We start from the raw sequence: 23122 nt of genomic DNA, 5'->3' as shown, positions 1-23122 counted from the left end.
CGCTCGGACACTGGTCGTCGTACGGTCTGGTGGCGCGAGGGTCCGGTCCCATGACCGACCCGGCGGAGGTCAGGTTCGCCCCGTGACACCACGGTGGGCTTGAGCCGACACGATCCGCACGCGTCGTCGACCCGTCCGCCCGACCCGATCGCCGCCGACGGCGAGCCGGCCCGAGCGGCCGGTGCCCCCTCGGCGCGCCTGGAGACACCTGTGACCACAACGCCTGCCGTGCGTGCCCGGAACCTGTACAAGGTGTTCGGCCGCCGACCCAAGGACGCCGTCGCCCGACTCGAGGCCGGTGCCTCGCGCACCGAGGCCGCGGGCCTCGGCACCGCCGCCGTCATCGACGCCTCGTTCGACGTGCAGCCCGGAGAGATCTTCGTCGTCATGGGGCTGAGCGGCTCGGGCAAGTCGACGCTGATCCGCATGCTCAACGGACTGCTCGAGCCCACCTCGGGTTCGGTGGAGGTCGCCGGCGCCCGGATCTCGGACGTCCCGGCGAAGAGGCTCCGCGAGGTGCGTCGCCGGGACGTCTCGATGGTGTTCCAGCACTTCGCCCTGCTGCCGCACCGGACCGTCCTCGACAACGTGGCCTACGGCCTCGAGGTGCAGGGCGTCGCCAAGGCGGCGCGCCTCGCCAAGGCCCGCGAGGTCACCGAGATCGTCGGGCTCGCCGGGTGGGAGGACAAGTTGCCGAGCCAGCTCTCGGGCGGCATGCAGCAGCGCGTCGGCCTCGCTCGCGCCCTCGCCGCCGAGACCGACATCCTGCTGATGGACGAGGCCTTCTCGGCCCTCGACCCGCTGATCCGCCGCGAGATGCAAGAGCAGCTCGTCGAGCTGCAGGCGAAGCTCGGCAAGACCATCGTCTTCATCACCCACGACCTCAACGAGGCGATGTTCCTCGGCGACCGCATCGCCGTCATGCGCGACGGCCGCATCGTGCAGATCGGCACGCCCGAGGACATCCTCACCGACCCGGCCAACGACTACGTCGCCCAGTTCGTGCAGGACGTCGACCGGGCCCGCGTCCTCACCGCGGCGAGCGTCATGGAGCCCGCCCGCGCCGTCGTCCCCCTGACGGTCGGCCCGCGCGGCGCCCTGCGGTCGCTCCGCGACCTGCAGACCGCGGCCCTCTTCGTCACCGGCCGCGACCGCAAGCTGCTCGGCTGGGTGCGCGACCGCCACGTCATGCGGCAGGTCAAGGCGAACGACACCGACCTCGCCGCCATCGTCAACGCCGAGTTCTCGAAGGTCGGGCCCGACGCGGCCCTCGTCGACCTGTTCGAGCTCGCCGTCGAGAGCCCGCTGCCGATCGCCGTCGTCGACGACGCCGACCGTCTGCTGGGCGTCATCCCGCGCGTCACGCTGCTCGCGGCCCTCGGCAACGTCGACACGACCACCTCGCCCGTCCCCGTGCTCGAACCCGTCACCCGCATCTCGGACGTCGAGCTCGACGCCACCCTCGAAGGAGCCACCCGATGAACGAGTACCTGCGCATCCCCTTCGGCTCCTGGGTCTCGGACGTCGTCGACCTGGTCACGACGAACCTCGGCGGCTTCTTCGACGTCGTCCGCCTGGTGTTCTCCTTCTTCTACGAGTGGGTCGCGTACTTCTTGAGCGCGCCTCCGTTCTGGGCGGTCGTGATCGTCATCGCGGCCCTCGCCTTCGTCGCCAAGGGCTGGAAGTTCGCGGTCGGCACGGCCGTGGGCCTGCTGTTCATCGGCACGGTCAACCAGTGGGAGAACGCGATGTCGAGCCTCGCCCTCGTGCTCGTGGCCAGCACGCTCGCCATCGCGCTGAGCATCCCGCTCGGCGTGCTCGCGGCGAAGTCGGACGTCGCGTCGGCCGTCATCCGGCCCGTGCTCGACTTCATGCAGACGACCCCCGCCTTCGTCTACCTGATCCCCGCCCTGCTGCTGTTCCGCGTCGGCGTCGTCCCCGGCATCGTCGCGACCATCGTCTTCGCCATGGCCCCCGGCGTCCGCTTGACCGAGCTGGGCATCCGGGGCGTCGACCAGGAGGTCGTCGAGGCCGGCCAGGCCTTCGGCTCGTCGCCGTGGCGCATCCTGCGACAGATCCAGCTGCCGCTCGCGAAGCCCAGCATCATGGCCGGCGTCAACCAGGTCATCATGCTCTCGCTCTCGATGGTCGTCATCGCCGGCATGGTCGGCGCGGGCGGGCTGGGCGGCGACATCGTCGCGAGCCTCAACCGCATCGACGTGGGGCTGGGCGCCGAGGCCGGCGTCTCGGTCGTCATCCTCGCCATCGTGCTCGACCGCATGACGGCCGCCCTCGGCTCCGACCGTCACAGCCGGCGGGTGGCCCGCGCGCAGAACCGCCGGTCCGTCCCGCCGGCCCCGGCCCCCGACCGGGCCGAGGCCGAGCAGCCGCTGCCTCCCGCCGACCGCCGCGAACCCGCGACGGCCTCGGCCTAGACCCCGATCGGCCAGCCCCCGACCGACCAGACCCCGACCGACCAGCCCCTGACCGACCAGCCCCTGACCGACCAGACCCCGACCACCTGCGGGACGGGTGCCGCCCCGGCACACCCGACCCGCGCCTCCTGCACCACCCGAAAGGATCACATGAAGAAGCGCACCATCGCCGCATCGATCGCCCTCGGCACCACCACCGTGCTCGGACTCGCCGCCTGCTCGCCTCCCGGCAGCAGCTCGTCGGCCGAGGGCGAGACGCTCGACAACGGCGACCAGGCCGTCGTCGACCTCGCCGTGTTCAACGGCTGGGACGAGGGCATCGCGGCCTCGTGGCTGTGGAAGACCGTCCTCGAGGACGAGGGCTACACGGTCAACCTCAAGCCGGCCGACGTCGCCCCCGTCTACAGCGGCCTCACCACCGACGACTACGACGTCGTCCTCGACACCTGGCTGCCGACCACGCACGCGTCGTACATCGAGCAGTACGGTGACGACCTGACCGACCTCGGCGCCTGGAACGACGGTGCCAAGCTCGCGGTCGCGGTCAACGAGGACGCCCCGATCGACTCGCTCGACGAACTCGCCGCGAACGCCGACCTGTTCGGCGGCACGATCGTCGGCATCGAGCCGGGCGCGGGCCTCACCGCGGCCGTGCAGGACGAGACGATCCCGACCTACGGCCTGGGCGACATGCAGCTGCAGACCTCGTCGACCGCGGCCATGCTCACCGAGCTGAAGAGCGCGACCGACGCCGGTGAGGACATCGCCGTGACGCTGTGGAGCCCGCACTGGGCCTACGACGCGTTCCCGATCAAGGATCTCGCCGACCCCGAGGGCACCCTGGGCGACGCCGAGGGCATCCACTCGTTCGGCGGCAAGAGCTTCACCGCGGACTTCCCGCAGCTGACCGAGTGGCTGCAGGGCTTCACGATGGACACCGAGACCCTGTCGTCGCTCGAGAACGCCATGTTCAACGGCGAGGAGGTCGACGGCGACGACTACGCCCCGGTCGTCGAGAAGTGGATCTCCGAGAACCAGGACTACGTCGACGGCCTCACCAGCTGACCCGACCCGCGCACGACGACGCCCCGGCCGAGCCCCGCTCGCCCGGGGCGTCGTCGCGTCGTCGACCGGGGCGTCGTCGAGCGGCCGGGGCCGGGTGACGCGGCCGGGCGAAACCACAGCCGGGCGACACCTGACGCACAGCCAACCCCGAGGTCACGCCCCGGGAGGCGCGGGTAGCGTCGTCGACGGGCGTCACCCGAACGACGCACCACCGCACCAGCACCCGCACCACGAGAGGCACCACCCGTGAGCACCACCGCACCGACCGACGTCCTGAGGAGAATGGCCCGCGTCATCACGCGCACCATCTCGTCCGACCTCGTCCAGGTGTCGACCCCCGATCGCGTCCTCGGCCACGTCCGGGCCGAGCAGGGCACGTTCGTCGCCCTGCGCGGAGCCGACCCCCGCTGGGGCGAGGTCGTCGGGCGCTACCCCTCCGAGGGGCTCGCCCTCGAGGCGCTCCGCCAGCGCAAGCGCTCGATCTGACCCCGGTCCGCCGCCGTCCGTCTCGCCCCGGTCGTCGCTCCTGACCGCGACGGGCGAAGACGGCGTCGGTGGGTGACGGGCAGGTTCGTCTCGGGCACGTGACGGGAACCTGTGGATCGTCTCACCGTTCCGCCGTGGCGGGCCCGAGCCCGGACGCCGCCGTGCGTCATGCGTCAGGCTCGACGGATGCCCTGGATACAACTCGTCATCTCGCTCGTCGCCGCCGTCGTCCTCACCTTCGTGGTCTCGGCGGTCGTCGGCGCCGTCGTGGGAGTCGTCGCCAAGCGCAAAGAATGGGCGCAGGCCTTCGTCAAGCGCATGCGTCGGCCGTTCCGCGTCACCCTGCTCGTCGTGTTGCTGGTCGTCGCCCTCACCACGTCGTTCGACTCGTTGCTGCCGGCCGACTACCCGGGCGAGGGCTGGGTGTCACAGCTGTTCCGCTGCGCGATCATCGTCGTGGTCGCCTGGTTCGTCGGGGCACTCGCCATCTTCTTCGAAGACCTGGGGCTCTCGCGCTACCGGGTCGACACCCCCGACAACCGGGTGGCCCGCCGGGTGCGGACGCAGGTGCTCATCCTGCGGCGGCTGACCGTGGCGCTCATCGTGATCCTCGCCGCGGGCACCGTGCTGCTGGGCTTCCCGGGCGTCGAGGCCGTGGGGGCGAGCGTCCTCGCCAGCGCCGGCCTCGTCTCGGTGGTCGCCGGCCTCGCGGCGCAGTCGACCCTCGCCAACGTGTTCGCCGGCATCCAACTGGCCTTCAGTGACGCCATCCGCATCGACGACGTGGTCGTGGTCGAGGGCCAGTGGGGCCTGATCGAGGAGATCACCCTGTCGTACGTCGTCGTGCACGTCTGGGACGACCGGCGTCTCGTGCTGCCCTCGACCTACTTCACGACCACGCCGTTCGAGAACTGGACGCGGCGCAACAGCGAGCTGCTCGGCGCCGTCGAGTTCGACCTCGACTGGCGCGTCGACCCCGGCGCCATGCGCAAGGAGCTCGACGTGATCCTCGCCGGCACCCACCTCTGGGACGGCCGGACCAAGGTGCTGCAGGTCACCGACGCCCAGGCCGGCTACGTGCGGGTACGGGTGCTCGTGACCGCCAAGGACGCGGCCACCCTCTTCGACCTGCGGTGCCTCGTGCGCGAAGACCTCATCGCCTGGCTGCACGCGAAGAGCCCGCAGTCGATCCCGCGGACGCGCGTGCAGATGGTCGAGGCCGAGCCCACGCCGAAGGGCCGTCCCGCACGGTCCACCTCGGACGCGTCGGGCCTGTTCAGCGGCGACAACGCGGACTCCGAGCGCACGGCGGCGTTCACGGCGGCCATCCCGATCCACGACATCGCCGAGTACGAGGCCAGCCTCGGGGCCGAGGCAGAGCGCGACCCGCACGTCGCCGGTCGCCCGGGCGGGCGTCCGACCGGCCGTCCCGACGGCGACCCGACCGGTCCGACTCCCGGCGTCCGCGGGCGACGCTGAGGCGCCGGTCGCGACCCGGCCACACGACGAAGGAGGCGCGCCCCGCCAGAGCGGGACGCGCCTCCTTCGTGTCTCGGCCCGACGTCAGTCGTCGTCGTTCGCGGCCTCGAGCACGTTGCCCACGGCGATCGCGGTGGACGCCGCCCAGCTGATCGCCATGAGGGCGAGGCGCCAGTCGCGCGGGCCGGCGCTCAGACTCTTGAGCAGGCTGATGCCGGAGAAGATCGCGCTGATGATCGCGCCGTTGAAGAGGAATTTGCGCACGGTGGGGCTCCCAGGGGTCGTTTCGCCCACGGTACCGCGTGGCGCCCGGCGAGTCCGGGTGGGGGTAGGTTGAGCTGCCCGGCGTCCCGTGCCGGTGCGTCCCGCGGTCGAAGGAGAATGCCGTGCGCACTGCCGTGCTCGGAGGGGTGTTCGTGGTGCTCGGCCTCGTCGCCGTGGTCACCGGCCTCCTGACCGGTGACGAACTCGTTGCCCTGGTCGAACGGGTCGCCCCCGTGCTCGGCTTCGTGGTCGGCCTGACGATCGTCGCCGAGCTGGCGGCCGAGGCCGGGCTGTTCGCCTGGCTGGCGTCCGCGTCGGCACGGCTCGCCCGCGGCCGCGTGCTCGTGCTGTGGCTCTTCGTCGTCGCGCTCGCCGTGCTGTGCACGGTGTTCCTGTCGCTCGACACGACCGCCGTGCTGCTGACCCCCGTGGTCGTCATCGTCGCGCGCCACGCGGGCCTGCCACCGATGCCCTTCGCCCTGACGACGGTGTGGCTGGCGAACTGCGCCTCGATGCTGCTGCCGGTCTCGAACCTGACCAACCTGCTCGCCCTGCACGAGCTCGGGTCGCCGGCTCCCGTGCAGTTCGCCGCACTGGTCGCGCCGGCAGCCGTCGTCGGCATCGTGGTGCCGGTGGTCGCCGTCGCACTGCGCTACCGGCGTCAGCTCGTCGGTCGGTTCGAGGCGCCGTCGGCCGAGCCGGTCGCCGACCGCGTGCTGTTCGGCGTCGCGGCGGTCGCGACCGGACTGCTCGTGCCGGCCCTGGTCTCGGGCCTCGAGGTCTGGATCCCCGCGGCGGTCGCCGCGCTCGTGCTCGTCGTGGCGACGGCGGTCCGTCGGCGGGGCGCCCTGCGCCTCGGGCTCGTGCCCTGGGGCACGTTGCTGTTCGCCGGGGGGCTCTTCCTGGTCGTCGAGGCCGCCCACTCGCTGGGACTCGCCGACCTGCTCGGCGCCGTCGTCGGCACGGGCGACCAGTTGCCCGACCTGCTCCGCCTGGCGGGCGGCAGCGCGGTCGCCGCCAACGTGGCCAACAACCTGCCGGCCTACCTCGCCCTCGAGCCCGTCGCCGGGTCGCCCCTGCGACTCGTCGCCGTGCTGGTCGGGGTCAACATCGGCTGCCTCGTCACGCCGTGGGCGTCGCTCGCGACGTTGCTCTGGCATTCGCGGCTGTCGTCGATGGGCGTCGAGGTGTCGTGGGGCCGGTTCATGCTGGCCGGCCTCGGCGTCGCGGCCGTCGCCGTGCCGCTCGCGGTGGTCGCGACGGCACTGTTCGTCTGAGGTGACAGGGCGCTCGTGCCCGACGTCGGCGCGGTCGCGAGGTGACGACGCGCGAACGCGAGGGTCTGCCTCAGCGAGGTGACCCGCGCCTCCTCGTCGCCCCGGGTGTGCACCTCGGCCGCGACGGTGCTCGACCACCCCGACCGGGCCAGGTGGGTCAGCACCTCGGCCACCGGCTGGGTGCCTCGGCCGGGTACGAGGTGCTGGTCGTGCAGGCCGCCCGGGCGCGGCGAGACGACGCCGTCGGTCAGGTGCACGTGGCGCAGCCGCGGTCCGAGCGCCAGGGCCAGGTCGAGCGCGTCCCGGCCGGCGACGGCCGCGTGCGAGAAGTCGAGCGTGGCCGCGTCGACGTCGACCGTCGAGGGATCGTGGCCGGGCCGGTAGGGGTCGAGGCCGACAGGGCCCAGCCGCAGCGGGAACATGTTCTCGACGGCGAGGACGACGCCCGTCGCCGCCGCGATCTCGCGGACCACGTCGACGAACCGTGCGGCGAACGACCGCTGCCAGGCGAACGGCGGGTGCACGACGACGGTCGCGGCACCCAGCTCGAGGGCCAGCTCCGCCGACCGGCGCAGCTTGTCGACCTGGTCGCGGCCGAACGCGAAGTGCGCGACGGGCAGCACGGGGGCGTGCACCGACAGCACCGGCAGTCCCCAGCGTGCCGTCGCCGCCCGGAGCAGCCCGGCGTCACGGGTCGAGCGGTCGGCGGTCACCATCACCTCGACCCCGTCGTAGCCGGTGAGCCGCGCCAGCCGGAAGGCCTCGTCGGTCGACAGCGGGAAGACGCAGGACGTGCTCATTCCGACCGTGATCACGCGGCCAGGCTACGACCGTCGGGCCGCTCGGACGGCGCTCCGGAGGTGAACGGTGCGCGAACGCCCGGCTACAGCCAGTCCCGGCGCTTGAACTGCCACCAGAGCACTCCGCCGATCGCGACGATCAGCACACACGAGGTGACGAAGCCCGCGGGGGACTGGAACCCCGGGTACGGCACGTTCTGGCCGTAGAAGCCCGTGATCGCCGTCGGCACCGCGATGATCGCCGCCCAGCTCGTCACCTTCTTCATGATGAGGTTCATGCGGTTGGACTGCAGGTTGAGGTTGGTGTCGAGGATCGTCGACACCAGGTCGCGCAACGAGTCGTTCTGCTCGGCCACGCGCAGCACGTGGTCGTAGACGTCCTGGAAGTACGGCTGCATGTCGGCGTCGACCTCCTTCAGGTCGCGACGCAGCAGCGTGTTCAGCACCTCGCGCATCGGCGACGCCACCCGGCGCAGCTGGACCAGGCTCTTGCGCAGCGCGAACGAGCGCTTCTGCACGTCGATCGTGCGGGGCTTCGGGTCGAAGAGGTCCTCGGCGATGCCCTCGATCTCGTCGTCGAGGGCGTCCGTGGCCTCGAAGTGTCGGTCGACCACGCAGTCGAGCAGCCCCCACAGCAGGTACGTGACGCCGTGCGGTGCGAGGTCCTTGTTCTGGTCGTAGGTCGTCTCGAGCCGCGAGACGTCGAACTCGGGGTGGTGGATCGTCACGAGCGCCCGCCGCGAGATGAACGCCTTGACCTCGCTCGGGGTCAGGACGCCGCTGGCCCGGTCGAACCTCACGTCGTACAGGGCCGCGAAGAGGTGCCCGTCGTAGCGGTCGATCTTCGGGCGCTGCCCGTCCTGCAGGGCGTCCTCGACCGCGAGTTCGTGCAGGCCCAGCTCGTCCTCGAGGGCGGCGAGGTCGTCGGCGGTGGGGTCGGTGAAGTCGACCCAGACGTGGCAGCCGTCGGTCTCGAGGTGGTCGCTCACCTCGTGCAACGGGAACCCGTGGGCGATCAGCTCGCCCCCGCGGTACGCCCGCGTGATGGTGGTGGTGCCGGACGGGGTGCCCCGGTCGGCGGCGCCGGGGGAGCCCTCGACGCGTGGGGGACGGGTGTCGGTCATGAGGCGCATGCTATTCCCGTGACCTCGTACAGGAAGCAGCGTGCCGACGCCCCCGCGGGCTTCTTCGAGGCCGAGGCCGCCGGGCTCGCCTGGCTCGCCGAGGCCACGCCCCGAGGAGGCGCGCGCACCGTGGGCGTCCGGGCCGCGTCCCCGGGGCGCATCGACCTCGACCCCGTGCACGAGGTCCGCCCGACGGCCGAGGCCGCACGGGCCTTCGGCGCGGCGCTCGCGGTGACCCACGCGAGTGGCGCGGACGCGTTCGGCGCGCCTCCTCGGGGGTGGACGGGGCCGTGCTTCATCGGCAGCCGGGCGATGACCGTCCGCCCGAAGGCGACCTGGGGCGTGTTCTACGCCGAGCAGCGGGTCCTGCCGTACGCGCGCGTCGCGGTGCAGGCGGGCACCCTGGACCGGTCGGGCCTCGAGACCGTCGAGCGCGCCTGCCGCCTCGTCTCCGACGGTGCGTTCGACGACGACGGGGCTCCGGCGCGGCTGCACGGCGACCTGTGGAGCGGCAACGTGCTCTTCGACGACGGGGGAGTGGTGCTGATCGATCCCGCCGCCCACGGCGGGCACCCCGAGACCGACCTCGCGATGCTGGCCCTGTTCGGCTGCCCGCACCTCGACGACGTGCTGGCCGGGTACGACGCGCGCTCGCCGCTGCGCGAGGGGTGGCGAGGCCGCGTGCCGCTGCACCAGTTGCACCCGTTGGCCGTGCACGCCGCCGGTCACGGGCCGAGCTACGGCGCCGGGCTCGTGCGGGCGGCCGAGGCGACCCTGCGGCTGGTCTGACGGTGGCGGCGCCGGGGTACGCGACCGCCCGGGAGGCGCGTCGGGCGCCGCTGATAATCTGGCCGTCCCGCGTCCGTGCGGGCGACCGACAGGAGCTGACCGACCCCCATGCCTGACACCCCCGAACGGTACGGCTTCGTCGTCGTCTCCAACCGCCTGCCCGTCGACCGCGTCATCGCCGACGACGGCTCCGCCTCGTGGCAGCACTCGCCCGGCGGTCTCGTCACCGCCCTCGAACCGGTCATGAGGGCCAACGACGGCGCCTGGGTGGGCTGGGCCGGGCAACCCGACCTCGAGTTCGAGCCCTTCGAGTCCGACGGCATCGAGATCGTGCCCGTCCCGCTCAGCGCCGACGAGGTGCAGCGATACTACGAGGGCTTCAGCAACGACACGCTCTGGCCGCTCTACCACGACGTGATCGCCGCACCCACCTACCACCGCGTCTGGTGGGAGTCCTACGTGCAGGTCAACCAACGATTCGCCGACCGGGCCGCCGAGATCACCGAAGAGGGCGGCACCATCTGGGTGCAGGACTACCAGCTGCAGCTCGTGCCGAAGATGCTGCGCGAGGCCCGACCCGACGTCACCATCGGGTTCTTCAACCACATCCCCTTCCCGCCGCTCGGCATCTTCTCGCAGCTGCCGTGGCGTCAGCAGATCGTCGAGGGCTTGCTCGGCGCCGACGTGATCGGGTTCCAGCGGGCCGACGACGCGTCGAACTTCTCCCGCGCGGTCCGGCACCTGCTCGGCTACTCGACGACCCGGCCCTACATCGAGGTGCCCGTCGACGACGAGTCCGCGCCGGTCTCGCGTCGGGGCACGAAGGTGCGCCGCGTGCTCGCCAAGCACTTCCCGATCTCGATCGACGCCGCGAGCTACGAAGAGCTGGCCGCGCGACCCGACGTGCAGGCCAGGGCCCGCGAGATCCGCGAGGGCCTCGGCAACCCCAAGACGATCATGCTGGGCGTCGACCGCCTCGACTACACCAAGGGCATCCGGCACCGCATGAAGGCCTTCGGCGAGCTGCTGGCCGACGGCCGGCTGAGCGTCGAGGACGCCACGCTCGTGCAGGTCGCGAGCCCGAGCCGCGAGCGGGTCGAGACCTACAAGCTGCTGCGCGACGAGATCGAGCTGACGGTCGGCCGCGTGAACGGCGACTACGGCACGATGAGTCACACGGCCATCAGCTACCACCACCACGGGTACCCGCGCGAAGAGATGGTGGCGCTCTACCTCGCGGCCGACATCATGCTCGTCACGGCCCTCCGCGACGGCATGAACCTCGTCGCGAAAGAGTACGTGGCCGTGCGACGCGACAACGACGGGGTGCTCGTGCTCAGCGAGTTCGCCGGTGCGGCCGACGAGCTCAAGAGCGCCCTGCTGATCAACCCGCACGACATCGGTGGCCTCAAGAACACCATCATGCGGGCCGTCGAGATGCCGAAGCGCGACCGCACCACGCGCATGCGTGCGTTGCGGCGGCGGGTGCTCGAGAACGACGTGGCCAAGTGGTCGGCGTCGTTCTTGCAGGCGCTCGAGAACGTCCGACCGGGGCAGCAGATCACTCCCGTGCCGGCCGACGGCGCGACGGGCGGTGACGCCTCGTGACCGCCGCCGACGCCCTGGCCCTCAGCGACGCGCTCGGTCGCCTCGCCACGACCCCGCGCCTCCTGGTCGCCCTCGACTTCGACGGCACGTTGGCCCCCGAGGTCGACGCGCCCCTGCAGGCCAGGGCCTTGCCCGAGGCCATGGACGCGATCCGACGACTCTCGGCGCTCGACCAGACCACCGTCGCCCTGGTGTCGGGTCGCGACCTGGCGTCGCTCGTCGAGGTCAGCCGGACGCCCGACGACGTGCTGCTCGTGGGCTCGCACGGCATCGAGGTGCGGGTCGACGGTCACGAGACCTCGCTGAGCGACGACGAACGAGCCGCGAGGGAGCGCCTGTCCGAGGCCGTCCACGGTGTCGCCGAGGGGCGTGACGGCGTGTTCGTCGAAGAGAAGCCGGCCGGTCTCGCGCTGCACACCCGGCTGGCCGACCAGGCGACGACCGAGGCGGTCCACGAGGCCGCCCGCGAGGCCGTCGGCGCCCTCGGCGGCATGCACGAGCGGGTGGGCAAGAACGTCCTCGAGTTCGCGGTCCGAGCCACCGGCAAGGACGACGGCATCGAGCGCCTGCGCGAGGTCGTGGGTGCCACCGGCGTGCTCTACGCGGGCGACGACGTCACCGACGAGGACGGCTTCCGGGCCCTCGGCGACGGTGACCTCTCGCTGAAGGTCGGGCCGGGCGAGACCCGCGCGATGCACCGCGTCGCCGACCCGGCCGCCGTGGCCGACCTGCTCGCCGAGCTGGCGGGTCTGCGCGAGCACCTGGGGCATGCCTGAGGTCGCATGCCTTGCACGGTCGTGATGCTCGGGTCTGAGCATTCTCAGGTCGTCGCAAGGTAGTCTGTACTTCCCGCCGCGACTACCCGCCACCGCTCGCCCGAGACGGTCAGACGAGGTCGCCAGCCGACGGAGGTCCCCGTGATCGTAGTGCTGACAGCGTTCGCCGTGGCGGCCGTCGTCGTGGCCTGCGTCGGTGGCCGCCTGGGCCGCTCCCTCTTCGTCTGGGCGTCGATCGTGCCGTTCGCGGCCTTCGCCTTCACGGCCCTCCAGGGCCCGGCGGTGCTCTCGGGCGAGGTTCCGGTCGAGGCCGTGCCGTGGATCCCCCAGCTCGCCATCTCGCTCACGCTGCGCATGGACGTGCTCGCCTGGGTGCTGGCCCTCGTCGTCACGGGGGTCGGCGGCCTCGTGCTCGTCTACTGCGCGCGCTACTTCGCCCGCGACGAAGCCGGTCGGGCCCGCTTCGCCGCCGTGCTCGTCGCCTTCGCCGGTGCGATGTACGGGCTCGTCACGAGCGACGACGTCTTTGTCCTCTTCGTCTTCTGGGAGGCCACGAGCGTCTTCTCGTACCTCTTGATCGGGCACTACACCGCCAAGCAGGCCAGCCGCGGGGCGGCGTTGCAGGCCCTGATCGTCACCACGGCGGGGGGCCTCGCGATGCTGGTCGGCCTCGTGATCCTCGCCGTCCAGGGCGGCACGAGCTCGCTCTCGCAGCTGGTCGAGCAGCCGCCGTCGGGCACCGTCGTGACCGTGGCCGTCGTCCTCGTGCTCGTCGGCGCGTTGTCGAAGTCGGCGCTCGTGCCCTTCCACTTCTGGCTGCCGGCCGCCATGGCCGCACCCACCCCGGTCAGTGCGTACCTGCACGCCGCGGCGATGGTCAAGGCCGGCATCTACCTCGTCGCACGCCTCGCCCCCGGCTACCACGACCAGCCGGGCTGGCAAGAGATCATCGTGACCGTCGGCGTCGTGACCATGGTCCTCGGCGGCTACCGCGCCCTCCGCCAGCACGACCTCAAGCTCGTGCTGGCCTACGGCACGGTCAGCCAGCTCGGGTTCCTGACGATCGTCGTCGGCTTCGGCACGCGTGACGCCGCCCTCGCCGGCCTCGCCCTGCTCGTCGCCCACGCCCTGTTCAAGTCCACGCTCTTCCTGGTGGTCGGCGTCATCGACCACCGGACGGGCACGCGCGACCTGCGGAAGCTCTGCGGGCTGGGCCGGCAGGCGCCCGTCCTGCTCGTGGTGACCGTCCTCGCGCTCGCCTCGATGGCCGGCGTCCCCCCGACCTTCGGCTTCGTCGCGAAAGAGGCCGTGCTCACGGCCCTCTACGACGACGCCGTCACGGGATCCGTCTGGGGCGTCGTCGCCCTCGTCGGCGTCGTCGTGGGCTCGATCCTGACGACGGCCTACAGCCTGCGCTTCCTGTGGGGTGCCTTCGGCCGCAAAGAGGGGGTCGGTCCGGTCGAGTTCGTGCGCGAGCACGTCGACTTCCTGCTGTCGCCGATGGTGCTCGCCGTCGCCGGGCTCGTGCTCGGCCTGGTCTCGTACCAGGTGGGTCCGGTCTTCGCCCGGTACGCCGACACGCTGCCCGCCGGGGTCGGCGAGCACGAGCCGTACTACCTGGCGCTCTGGCACGGCGTCGAACCCGCACTCGGCTTCACCGCCGTCTCGCTCGGGGTCGGGGCCCTGCTGTTCTGGCAACGCGACCGGGTCGCGCAGGTGCAGAAGGCCGTCTCGTTCCTGCCCCGCGCCTCCGACGGGTACGTCCGCATCATGGCGACCATCGACCGGACGGCCTCTCGGACCACCGCGACGACGCAGCGCGGTTCGTTGCCCTTCTACCTCGCGACCATCCTCATCGTGTCCATCGCCTCGTCGGTCGTGACGCTCGCGATCAACGGCAGCTGGCCGACGACCGCTGTGCTCTGGGACTACCCGGCACAGCTGGCCATCGGAGCGCTGATGATCATCGGGGCCATCGCCTCGGCGCTCTCGAACAAGAGGTTCCAGGCCGTCGTCCTCGTCGGCGTGACCGGCTACGGCATGGCGGCCCTGTTCGCCCTGCACGGGGCACCCGACCTGGCGCTGACGCAGGCGCTCATCGAGACCATCACGCTCATCGCGTTCGTGCTGGTGCTGCGCCGGCTGCCCGCCCGCCTGGGGGAGCGCAACGGTCGGACCCACCGAGTCGCCCGCGCCATCATCGGCGTCTCGGTCGGCTCGGTGATGGCCGCCATCGCCGTCGTCGCCCTCGGCGCGCGGCCCGGCCCGACCATCTCGGGGGCGTTCCCCGACCTCGCCGTCGACGGCGGCCACGGACGCAACGTCGTCAACGTGACCCTCGTCGACATCCGGGGGTGGGACACCATGGGCGAGATCGCCGTCCTGATCGTCGCCGCCACGGGCGTGGCCAGCCTGGTGTTCCTCACCTCGCGCGCCGACGTGCTGCCCCGGCCCGAGCGACGCACCCGTGCCCAGCGCTTCCTGGCCCGCGTCCGGCCCGTCCGTGAGCCCGCACCCGTGGTCCCCGACGGCGGCACCACCGTCCAGATCGGCGACAGCACCGAGGGCGACCGGCGCGCCTGGCTGCTGGCCGGTCGCAAGCTGGCGCCGCAGAACCGGTCCATCTTGCTCGAGGTCGTGGTCCGGCTGATCTTCCACGCCATCATCGTCGTCTCCGTCTACCTGCTGTTCGCCGGGCACAACACCCCGGGTGGAGGCTTCGCCGGCGGTCTCGTCGCGGGCTTCGCGTTCGTGGCCCGCTACCTCGCCGGTGGCCGCTACGAGCTCGGCGCCGCCGCGCCCCTCGACGCCGGCAAGCTGCTCGGTGCCGGCCTCCTGACGGTCACGGCCACCGCCCTCGTCCCGCTCTTCTTCGGCGTCGACGCCCTCACGTCGACCTGGTTCGAGGCCGAGGTGCCCCTGCTCGGGCACGTCGAGTTCGTGACCAGCACCTTCTTCGACATCGGCGTGTACCTCGTCGTCGTCGGGCTCGTGCTCGACGTCCTGCGGAGTCTCGGGGCCGAGGTCGACCGCCAAGAAGAAGAGGACGCGTTCGGTCACCCGAGCGAGGTCTCCGAGCCCCGAGAAGAGGCGCTCCCCGTGTCCGTCGCCGGTACCTCCCGGACCGGGCGAGGTGACGCATGAGCGTCTCACTCGTCCTGATCGTCGTCATGGCTGCGCTGTACGCCTGTGGTGTCTACCTGTTGCTCGAGCGCAGCATGACCCGCGTGCTGCTGGGGTTCCTGCTGGTGGGCAACGCGACGAACATCCTCATCCTGATCATGTCCGGCCGGCGGGGTGCCGCACCGATCGTCGACGGTCAGGCCGACCCGGCCGAGTTCGCCGACCCCCTGCCCCAGGCTTTCGTGCTGACGGCCATCGTCATCACCTTCGGCATCTCGGCCTTCATGCTGGCGTTGATCTACCGGTCGTGGCGACTCGCCCAGGGCGACACCCTGGCCGACGACGCCGAAGACCTCGAGATCGGACGTCGCGGCGTCCCGGCCGAAGAAGAGTCCGAGCAGGGCGACGGCGACGACGAGGCCGGCGGCGACAGCGAGTTCGGCGACCGGGCCGAAGCGGCCGTCCCGGCAGACGACCGGGGCCCGCAGGGCCACCGGGCACACCACGACGAGAAGGGCGACCGAGCATGAACTCCAGCTACCTCGTCCCCCTCGTCGTCCTGATCCCACTGCTCGGTGCCGCGGCCGCGCTGATCGCCGGCCGGCGTCCGCGGCTGCAGGCGGTCGTCTCGATCGTCGCGCTGGCCCTCGTGGTCGTCATCAGCCTCGTGCTGCTCGTCGTGGTCGACTCCCAGGGGGCCATCGCCGTCCAGGTGGGCGGCTGGCAGGCACCGTTCGGCATCACGCTCGTGGTCGACCGGCTCGCGGCGCTCATGCTGAGCATCTCGTCGATCGTCCTGCTGGCCGTCTTCGTCTTCTCGGTGGGGCAGGGGCAGGCCGACGGTGACGGCGAGGCGCCCGTCTCGATCTACAACCCGACCTACCTGATCCTCGCCACCGGCGTCTTCAACGCCTTCATCGCGGGCGACCTCTTCAACCTCTACGTGGGCTTCGAGATCCTGCTGGTGGCCAGCTACGTGCTGATCACCCTCGGGGGCACCGAGCAGCGCATCCGCGCGGGCGTCGTCTACATCGTCGTCAGCCTCGTGTCGTCGGTGCTCTTCCTGGCGTCGATCGCCATGATCTACGGCGCGCTCGGCACGGTCAACATCGCCGACATCGCCCAGAAGATGGACACCATCCCGCCCGACGTGCAGACGATCATCCACGTCATGCTGCTGACGGCGTTCGGCATCAAGGCCGCGATCTTCCCGCTGTCGTTCTGGTTGCCCGACTCGTACCCGACGGCCCCGGCGCCGGTCACGGCCGTGTTCGCCGGCCTGCTCACCAAGGTGGGCGTCTACGCCATCATCCGCACCGAGACGGTCCTCTTCGTCGAGAGCAACGTCAACGTGTACCTGTTGATCATCGCCCTGCTGACCATGACCGTCGGCATCCTGGGTGCGGTGGCCCAGGCCGACATCAAGCGGCTGCTCTCGTTCACCCTGGTCAGCCACATCGGCTACATGATCTTCGGCATCGCCCTCGGCACGGTCGAAGGCCTCGCCGCGACGATCTACTACGTCGTGCACCACATCACGGTCCAGACCACGCTCTTCCTCGGTGCAGGCCTCATCGAACGACGAGGCGGGACGGCGTCGATCACGCGGCTCGGCGGCCTGCTCAAGGCCGCGCCGATCGTCGCCGTGCTGTTCTTCATCCCGGCCCTCAACCTGGGCGGCATCCCGCCGTTCTCGGGATTCATCGGCAAGGTGGCGCTCTTCGAGGCCGGGGCTCGCCTCGACGACCCGCTGGTCTACGTGCTGATCGGGGCCGGGGCGCTCACGTCGCTCCTGACCCTCTACGCCCTGATGCGGGCCTGGAACCTCGCGTTCTGGCGCCCGAAGGCCGACGTCGACGACCACGAGTCACCGTTCACCGAGCACCTCGAAGAGGCGCCGGGCCGCGTGGCGGTGCAGCAGCGCCGGACCAACCCGCGCACCATGGTGGGGGCCACGGCGGGCATGGTGCTCGTCTCGCTCGTGCTGACCTTCGCCGCGGGCCCGCTCTACGGCGTCGCCGAACGCGCGGCCGGCCGGGTCTACGGCTCGAACGACTACGTGCAGACGGTGTTCCCCGACGGTGAGGGCGAGACGGCCACCGACCCGTCGTCGCCCGAGCCCGAACCCGCCTCCGACACCACCGACGAGGGGAGCACCCCGTGACCGGTCGCCCCTCACGCGGCGAGGTCGGGCGCAGCCTCGCCCGGCAACTGCCCCTGCTCGTCGGCCTGGTCGTCCTCTGGATGGCCCTCTGGAACCAGTTCACGGTGCTCGCGTTCGTCACCGGCGTCGCCGTCGCGCTCCTGGTGACCCGGGTGTTCTTCCTGCCACCGGTCGAACTCAGCGGCCGGTTCAACCTCTGGTACGCCGTGGTCTTCCTGGCGCACTTCCTGGTCGACCTGGTCCGCGCCTCCGTCCTCGTCGCCTGGCAGGCCGTGCGTCCGCGCGGGGTCGACTCGAACGCGATCGTCGCGGTGCAGCTGCACACCCGGTCGGACTTCATCATGACCCTGGTGGCCGAGGCGATCTCGCTCGTGCCCGGCTCGCTCGTGGTCGAGGCCGACCGCGAGCGGTCGATCCTCTACCTGCACGCCTTGGCCGTCGAAGACCTCGCCGGCGTCGAGGCCGTCCGTCACGGCGTCCTCGTCGTCGAGGCCCGCCTCGTCCGGGTGCTCGGCAGCGACGACGACCAGCGCCGCATCTCCGACGGCACGCCGGCCGCCGCCGAGGTGCACGACCCGGTCAGCCCGTCCTCGTCCCACGAAGGAGGCCCCTCGTGACCGTCGTCGCCTACGTCGTCGGGGCGCTGTTCGCGTTCGCCGGCCTCGCCTCGGTGATCCGCATCGTGCGGGGGCCGTCGATTCTCGACCGCATGATCGCGTCCGACATGCTGCTCACGACCCTGATCTGCGTCCTGGCGGCGGACATGGTCTTCAACGGCCACACCCGGACGATCCCGGTCATCCTCGCCCTCGCCCTGACGGCCGTCCTGGGGACGATCACGGTGGCGCGCTACGTGTCGAAGCAGGACCCGTCGTGATCCCCGAAGCCGTCTACGACGTCGCCGCCTCGATCATGCTGATCGCGGGGGCGCTGCTCTCCCTGGCCGCGGGCATCGGCCTGCTGAGGTTCCCCGACGCCCTGTCGCGGATGCACGCCGCCACGAAGCCGCAGATCTTCGGGCTCATCCTGGTGCTGGCCGCGATCGCCCTCGACCAGCACACGGTCGGCACCATCGCGTCGCTGCTCGTCGTCCTGGTCTTCCAGATGCTGACCGCTCCCATCTCGGCCCACATGATCGGGCGGGCGGGGTACCGCAACGGTGACCTGCTGCGCGAGCAGCTCGTGGTCGACGAACTCGACGACGCCGTGGCCCGTGCGGCGGGCGAGATCGCCGAGACCACCGAGGGCGACGTCGCCGACCTCGACGTGTCCGACCTCCCGGTCGGGTCGGCCGACGCCCTCGCGGTCGAGCTCGACCGCGTGGGCGACTCGTCCGGTCTCGACGACAGCGAGGGCGACGACCACGAGCGCGACCACGAGGGGCGCCGCACCCGGACGGGCGGCGACGCGTCGGGGGAGCCGGGCGTGCTCTGAGGTCGTCGGCGTCGGCCTCGGCGTCGGTGGACCGGGCGGGCGCGCTCACGCCCTAAACTCGACCCATGCCAGAGAAGCCCACCCCGGACGGGATCGACATCAAACCCCGCAGCCGCGTCGTCACCGACGGCGTCGAGGCCACCACGTCGCGAGGCATGCTCCGTGCCGTCGGCATGGGCGACGAAGACTGGAGCAAGCCCCAGATCGGCATCGCCAGCAGCTGGAACGAGATCACCCCCTGCAACCTGTCGCTCGACCGGCTGGCCCAGGGCGCCAAAGAGGGCGTCCACGCCGGGGGCGGCTACCCGCTGCAGTTCGGCACCGTCTCGGTGTCCGACGGCATCTCGATGGGGCACGAGGGCATGCACTTCTCGCTCGTCTCGCGTGAGGTCATCGCCGACAGCGTCGAGGTCGTCATGAACGCCGAGCGGCTCGACGGCTCGGTGCTGCTCGCCGGGTGCGACAAGTCGCTGCCCGGCATGCTCATGGCCGCGGCCCGGCTCGACCTCGCCAGCGTCTTCCTCTACGCGGGCAGCGTCGCCCCCGGCTGGGTCAAGCTCAGCGACGGCACCGAGAAGAACGTGACCATCATCGACTCGTTCGAAGCGGTCGGCGCCCACAAGGCCGGCAACATGAGCGACGACGACCTCAAGGCCATCGAGTGCGCGATCGTCCCCGGCGAGGGCGCCTGCGGTGGCATGTACACGGCCAACACGATGGCGAGCGTGGCCGAGGCCCTCGGCATGAGCCTGCCCGGCTCGGCCTCGCCGCCGTCGGCCGACCGTCGTCGTGACTACTTCGCCCACCGCTCGGGCGAGGCCGTGGTCGAGATGCTCCGCCAGGGCATCACGACGCGCGACATCCTGACGAAAGAGGCGTTCGAGAACGCGATCGCCGTCGCCATGGCGTTCGGCGGCTCGACCAACGTCGTGCTGCACCTGCTCGCCATCGCGTACGAGGCCGAGGTCGACCTGACCATCGACGACTTCAACCGCATCGGCGACAAGGTGCCCCACATCGGCGACCTCAAGCCCTTCGGCAAGTACGTCATGAACGACGTCGACCGCATGGGCGGCGTGCCCGTCGTCATGAAGGCCCTGCTCGACGCGGGTCTGCTGCACGGCGACTGCCTGACGGTCACCGGCAAGACCGTCGCCGAGAACCTCGAGTCGATCAAGCCCAAGCCGCTCGACGGCGAGGTGCTGCGGACGCTCGACGACCCGATCCACGCCACCGGTGGCCTGACGGTGCTCAGCGGTTCGATGGCGCCCGAGGGTGCCGTGGTCAAGACGGCCGGCTTCGACGCCTCGGTGTTCGAGGGCCCGGCCAAGGTCTTCGAGCGCGAACGCGGGGCGATGGACGCCCTGACCGAGGGGCGCATCGAGGCCGGCGACGTGGTCGTCATCCGCTACGAGGGCCCCAAGGGCGGCCCCGGCATGCGCGAGATGCTCGCCATCACGGCGGCCATCAAGGGCGCTGGGCTCGGCAAAGATGTACTACTGTTGACGGACGGACGATTCTCAGGCGGCACAACCGGCCTGTGCATCGGCCACATAGCACCCGAAGCGGTCGACTCCGGTCCGATCGCCTTCGTGCGCGATGGGGACTTGATTCGGGTCGACATCGCCGCTCGCTCGATCGACCTACTCGTCGACGCCGCTGAGCTGGAGGCCCGCCGAGACGGCTGGGCACCGCTTCCCCCGCGGTACACCCGCGGTGTCCTCGCGAAGTACGCACGCCAGGTCCGCTCCGCGGCCGAGGGCGCCGTCACCTACTGACGTCCCGCCCGACGGCCCGGTGCGTCACACCCGCATGCGGCCGGAGCCGCCCCGTCACCATCGATCACCGACCACGAAGAGGGAACCGGCACCGATGCCTGCAGAGTCCACCCCCACACCCGGCACCGCCACGCGGACGGCCCGGCCCGCCGCCGGGGCGTCCGTCGGGTCGCCCACCGCGCCTCCCGTGCTGACGGGGTCCGGTGCCATCCTCAAGTCGCTCGAGCACCTCGGCGTGACCGACGTCTTCGGGCTGCCCGGTGGCGCGATCATCCCGTTCTACGACGAGTTGATGGCCTCGACGGCGATCCGGCACATCCTGGTCCGCCACGAGCAGGGCGCCGGTCACGCCGCCGAGGGCTACGCGGCGGCGTCCGGCCGCGTCGGCGTCGCGATCGCGACGTCCGGCCCCGGCGCGACGAACCTCGTCACGGCGATCGCCGACGCGTACATGGACAGCATGCCGCTGCTGGCCATCACCGGGCAGGTCTTCTCGACCCTGATGGGCACCGACGCCTTCCAAGAGGCCGACATCGTCGGCATCACCATGCCGATCACCAAGCACTCGTTCTTGGTGACCAAGCCCGAAGACATCCCGGCGACGCTCGCCGCGGCGTACCAGATCGCGAGCACGGGTCGCCCCGGCCCGGTGCTCGTCGACATCACCAAGGACGCGCAGCAGAACAGCGCCCCCTTCGTCTGGCCGCCCGTCGTCGACCTGCCCGGCTACCGGCCGGTCACGAAGGCACACGGCAAGCAGATCACCGCCGCGGCGCAGATGATCGCCGACGCGAAGCAGCCGGTCTTCTACGTCGGCGGCGGCGTGATCCGCGCCGGCGCCTCGGCCGAGCTGAAGGCGCTCGTCGAGCTCACCGGGGCCCCCGTCGTCACCACCCTCATGGCCCGCGGTGCGTTCCCCGACACCCACCCGCAGCACCTCGGGATGCCCGGCATGCACGGCACGGTGCCGGCCGTGCTGGGCCTGCAAGAGAGCGACCTCATCATCGCCCTCGGTGCGCGGTTCGACGACCGGGTGACCGGCAAGGCCGAGCTGTTCGCGCCCGGCGCGAAGGTCGTCCACGTCGACATCGACCCGGCCGAGATCTCGAAGATCCGCATCGCCGACGTGCCGATCGTGGGTGACGCCAAGGTCGTCATCCCCGACCTCACGAGCGCGTTCGCCGAGGTCACGGGCGGCGTCAAGCCCGACATCGCGGCCTGGTGGGAGCACCTCGACGGGCTCCGCGAGCAGTTCCCGCTCGGCTACACCCAGCCCGACGACGGCCTGCTGTCGCCGCAGGCGATCATCCAGCGCATCGGGCAGCTCTCGGGCCCCGAGGCGATCTACGCCTCCGGCGTCGGCCAGCACCAGATGTGGGCCGCGCAGTTCATCGAGTACGAACGCCCGCACGCCTGGCTGAACTCCGGAGGCGCGGGCACGATGGGCTACTCCGTCCCGGCCGCCATGGGTGCGAAGGTCGCTCAGCCCGACCGCGTCGTGTGGGCCATCGACGGCGACGGGTGCTTCCAGATGACCAACCAAGAGTTGGCCACCTGCGTCATCAACGACATCCCGATCAAGGTCGCGATCATCAACAACTCGTCGCTCGGCATGGTGCGGCAGTGGCAGACGCTCTTCTACGAGGGGCGACACTCGTTCACCGACCTCAACACCGGTCACGAGACCCGCATGGTGCCGGACTTCGTCAAGCTGGCCGACGCCTACGGCGCCCTCGGCATCCGCGTCCGCACCGAGGACGAGGTCGACGCGGCCATCGAGCTGGCCCTCGCGACCAACGACCGTCCGGTCGTCATCGACTTCGTCGTCAGCCGCGACGCGATGGTGTGGCCGATGGTGCCGCAGGGGGTCTCGAACTCCGAGATCCAGCACGCCCGTGCCCTCGCTCCCGAGTGGGACGACGAGGCGCCCGGCACGAGCGCCTCCGACACCACCCGTGACGGCGACATGACCGGAGAACACGCATGAGCCACGTCCTGTCCCTGCTCGTCGAAGACAAGCCGGGTCTGCTGACCCGCGTCGCCGGGCTCTTCGCCCGGCGTGGGTTCAACATCGAGAGCCTCGCCGTCGGCAAGAGCGAGGTCGAGGGGCTCAGCCGCATCACGGTCGTCGTCGACGTCGAAGAGCTGCCGCTCGAGCAGGTCACCAAGCAGCTGAACAAGCTGATCAACGTGATCAAGATCGTCGAGCTCGACTACTCGCAGTCCGTGCAGCGCGAACACCTGCTGATCAAGGTGCGCGTCGACAACACGACCCGCTCGCAGGTGCTCGAGGCCGTCACCCTCTTCCGTGCCTCGGTCGTCGACGTGTCGACCGACGCCCTGGTCATCGAGGTCACCGGCGACACCGGCAAGACGACCGCGCTGCTGCGCGTGCTCGAGCCCTACGGCATCAAGGAGATCTCGCAGTCGGGCCTGCTCGCCATCGGGCGCGGCGCGAAATCGATCACCGACCGAGTCTTCAAGAACTGACCCCTCGAGGGGTCGCCACCCGCGCCTCCT

Annotated in this window: 20 protein-coding genes and 1 pseudogene; 18 read left to right on the top strand and 3 right to left on the bottom strand. The window is 71.2% G+C overall.

The genetic code is table 11. The features are described 5' to 3' along the window. Positions 1–210: 210 nt before the first annotated feature. The 5 genes from ITJ55_RS04315 to ITJ55_RS04295 all read left to right on the top strand — a co-directional run bounded on the left by ITJ55_RS04315 (position 211) and on the right by ITJ55_RS04295 (position 5465). Positions 211–1482, top strand: coding sequence for a glycine betaine/L-proline ABC transporter ATP-binding protein (locus tag ITJ55_RS04315; protein ID WP_370544009.1), 1272 nt, complete (start codon positions 211–213; stop codon positions 1480–1482). Continuing rightward, positions 1479–2435 (top strand): proline/glycine betaine ABC transporter permease, encoded by a 957-nt coding sequence (locus ITJ55_RS04310; protein WP_194594221.1) that lies wholly within the window; start codon positions 1479–1481, stop codon positions 2433–2435. Before ITJ55_RS04315 ends, ITJ55_RS04310 begins: the two co-directional genes overlap by 4 nt. 150 nt (positions 2436–2585) lie before the next feature. Beyond that, entirely contained in the window at positions 2586–3500 is a 915-nt protein-coding gene (locus ITJ55_RS04305; RefSeq protein ID WP_194594220.1) for a glycine betaine ABC transporter substrate-binding protein, read from the top strand. A 246-nt stretch (positions 3501–3746) separates the two neighbouring features. Further along, positions 3747–3986 carry a hypothetical protein gene (locus tag ITJ55_RS04300; RefSeq protein WP_156155483.1) on the top strand — a complete coding sequence of 80 codons (240 nt, stop codon included), beginning with the start codon at positions 3747–3749 and terminating at the stop codon, positions 3984–3986. 186 nt (positions 3987–4172) lie between these two features. Next, positions 4173–5465 (top strand): mechanosensitive ion channel family protein, encoded by a 1293-nt coding sequence (locus ITJ55_RS04295; protein WP_194594219.1) that lies wholly within the window; start codon positions 4173–4175, stop codon positions 5463–5465. Between the two features lie 84 nt (positions 5466–5549). On the opposite strand, the gene ITJ55_RS04290 is transcribed toward ITJ55_RS04295, so the two are convergent. Continuing rightward, positions 5550–5729 carry a hypothetical protein gene (locus tag ITJ55_RS04290; protein WP_194594218.1) on the bottom strand — a complete coding sequence of 60 codons (180 nt, stop codon included), beginning with the start codon at positions 5727–5729 and terminating at the stop codon, positions 5550–5552. Positions 5730–5851: 122 nt separating this feature from the next. On the opposite strand from ITJ55_RS04290, the gene ITJ55_RS04285 reads away from it, so the two are divergent. Then, the gene (locus ITJ55_RS04285) at positions 5852–7006 is read left to right on the top strand and encodes an SLC13 family permease (protein ID WP_194594217.1); all 1155 of its coding nucleotides are present in this window, start codon (positions 5852–5854) and stop codon (positions 7004–7006) included. Positions 7007–7065: 59 nt separating this feature from the next. Here the strand turns inward: ITJ55_RS04285 and ITJ55_RS04280 are convergent. Then, positions 7066–7806: pseudogene (locus ITJ55_RS04280) on the bottom strand (sugar phosphate isomerase/epimerase family protein); the annotation flags it as partial. Between the two features lie 83 nt (positions 7807–7889). Beyond that, the gene (locus ITJ55_RS04275) at positions 7890–8930 is read right to left on the bottom strand and encodes a magnesium transporter CorA family protein (protein ID WP_194594216.1); all 1041 of its coding nucleotides are present in this window, start codon (positions 8928–8930) and stop codon (positions 7890–7892) included. A gap of 18 nt (positions 8931–8948) precedes the next feature. Between ITJ55_RS04275 and ITJ55_RS04270 the strand changes: the two genes are divergently transcribed. The 12 genes from ITJ55_RS04270 to ilvN all read left to right on the top strand — a co-directional run bounded on the left by ITJ55_RS04270 (position 8949) and on the right by ilvN (position 23092). Beyond that, positions 8949–9719, top strand: a complete 771-nt coding sequence (locus ITJ55_RS04270) for a fructosamine kinase family protein (protein WP_194594215.1) — start codon at positions 8949–8951, stop codon at positions 9717–9719. A 108-nt stretch (positions 9720–9827) separates the two neighbouring features. Beyond that, entirely contained in the window at positions 9828–11327 is a 1500-nt protein-coding gene (otsA, locus tag ITJ55_RS04265; protein WP_194594214.1) for an alpha,alpha-trehalose-phosphate synthase (UDP-forming), read from the top strand. After that, positions 11324–12103: a trehalose-phosphatase gene (gene otsB / locus ITJ55_RS04260; protein WP_194594213.1), complete on the top strand. Its 780-nt coding sequence runs from the start codon at positions 11324–11326 to the stop codon at positions 12101–12103. Before otsA ends, otsB begins: the two co-directional genes overlap by 4 nt. A 141-nt stretch (positions 12104–12244) precedes the next feature. Next, positions 12245–15247 carry a Na+/H+ antiporter subunit A gene (locus tag ITJ55_RS04255; RefSeq protein ID WP_194594212.1) on the top strand — a complete coding sequence of 1001 codons (3003 nt, stop codon included), beginning with the start codon at positions 12245–12247 and terminating at the stop codon, positions 15245–15247. Next, the gene (locus tag ITJ55_RS04250; RefSeq protein ID WP_194594211.1) at positions 15244–15756 is read left to right on the top strand and encodes a Na(+)/H(+) antiporter subunit C; all 513 of its coding nucleotides are present in this window, start codon (positions 15244–15246) and stop codon (positions 15754–15756) included. The genes ITJ55_RS04255 and ITJ55_RS04250 overlap by 4 nt, the downstream gene beginning before the upstream one ends. Next, positions 15753–17390: a Na+/H+ antiporter subunit D gene (locus ITJ55_RS04245; protein ID WP_194594210.1), complete on the top strand. Its 1638-nt coding sequence runs from the start codon at positions 15753–15755 to the stop codon at positions 17388–17390. The genes ITJ55_RS04250 and ITJ55_RS04245 overlap by 4 nt, the downstream gene beginning before the upstream one ends. Next, positions 17387–18007: a Na+/H+ antiporter subunit E gene (locus ITJ55_RS04240; protein ID WP_194594209.1), complete on the top strand. Its 621-nt coding sequence runs from the start codon at positions 17387–17389 to the stop codon at positions 18005–18007. The genes ITJ55_RS04245 and ITJ55_RS04240 overlap by 4 nt, the downstream gene beginning before the upstream one ends. After that, positions 18004–18267 carry a monovalent cation/H+ antiporter complex subunit F gene (locus ITJ55_RS04235; protein WP_056257391.1) on the top strand — a complete coding sequence of 88 codons (264 nt, stop codon included), beginning with the start codon at positions 18004–18006 and terminating at the stop codon, positions 18265–18267. The genes ITJ55_RS04240 and ITJ55_RS04235 overlap by 4 nt, the downstream gene beginning before the upstream one ends. Beyond that, complete coding sequence (mnhG, locus tag ITJ55_RS04230; protein WP_370544008.1) at positions 18264–18824, top strand: monovalent cation/H(+) antiporter subunit G; 561 nt, start codon at positions 18264–18266, stop codon at positions 18822–18824. The genes ITJ55_RS04235 and mnhG overlap by 4 nt, the downstream gene beginning before the upstream one ends. A 65-nt stretch (positions 18825–18889) precedes the next feature. After that, positions 18890–20602, top strand: coding sequence for a dihydroxy-acid dehydratase (gene ilvD / locus ITJ55_RS04225; RefSeq protein ID WP_194594208.1), 1713 nt, complete (start codon positions 18890–18892; stop codon positions 20600–20602). 34 nt (positions 20603–20636) lie between these two features. Continuing rightward, positions 20637–22589: an acetolactate synthase large subunit gene (locus ITJ55_RS04220; protein WP_228497564.1), complete on the top strand. Its 1953-nt coding sequence runs from the start codon at positions 20637–20639 to the stop codon at positions 22587–22589. Next, entirely contained in the window at positions 22586–23092 is a 507-nt protein-coding gene (gene ilvN / locus ITJ55_RS04215) for an acetolactate synthase small subunit (protein WP_043593980.1), read from the top strand. The genes ITJ55_RS04220 and ilvN overlap by 4 nt, the downstream gene beginning before the upstream one ends. The last annotated feature ends 30 nt before the right edge of the window (positions 23093–23122 follow it).

It is taken from the genome of Frigoribacterium sp. VKM Ac-1396 (assembly GCF_015350895.1).
In the GTDB taxonomy this organism is placed as follows: domain Bacteria; phylum Actinomycetota; class Actinomycetes; order Actinomycetales; family Microbacteriaceae; genus Frigoribacterium.
The sequence above is the reverse complement of the archived record's forward strand: the minus strand, read 5'-3'. Positions and strand labels throughout refer to the sequence as shown.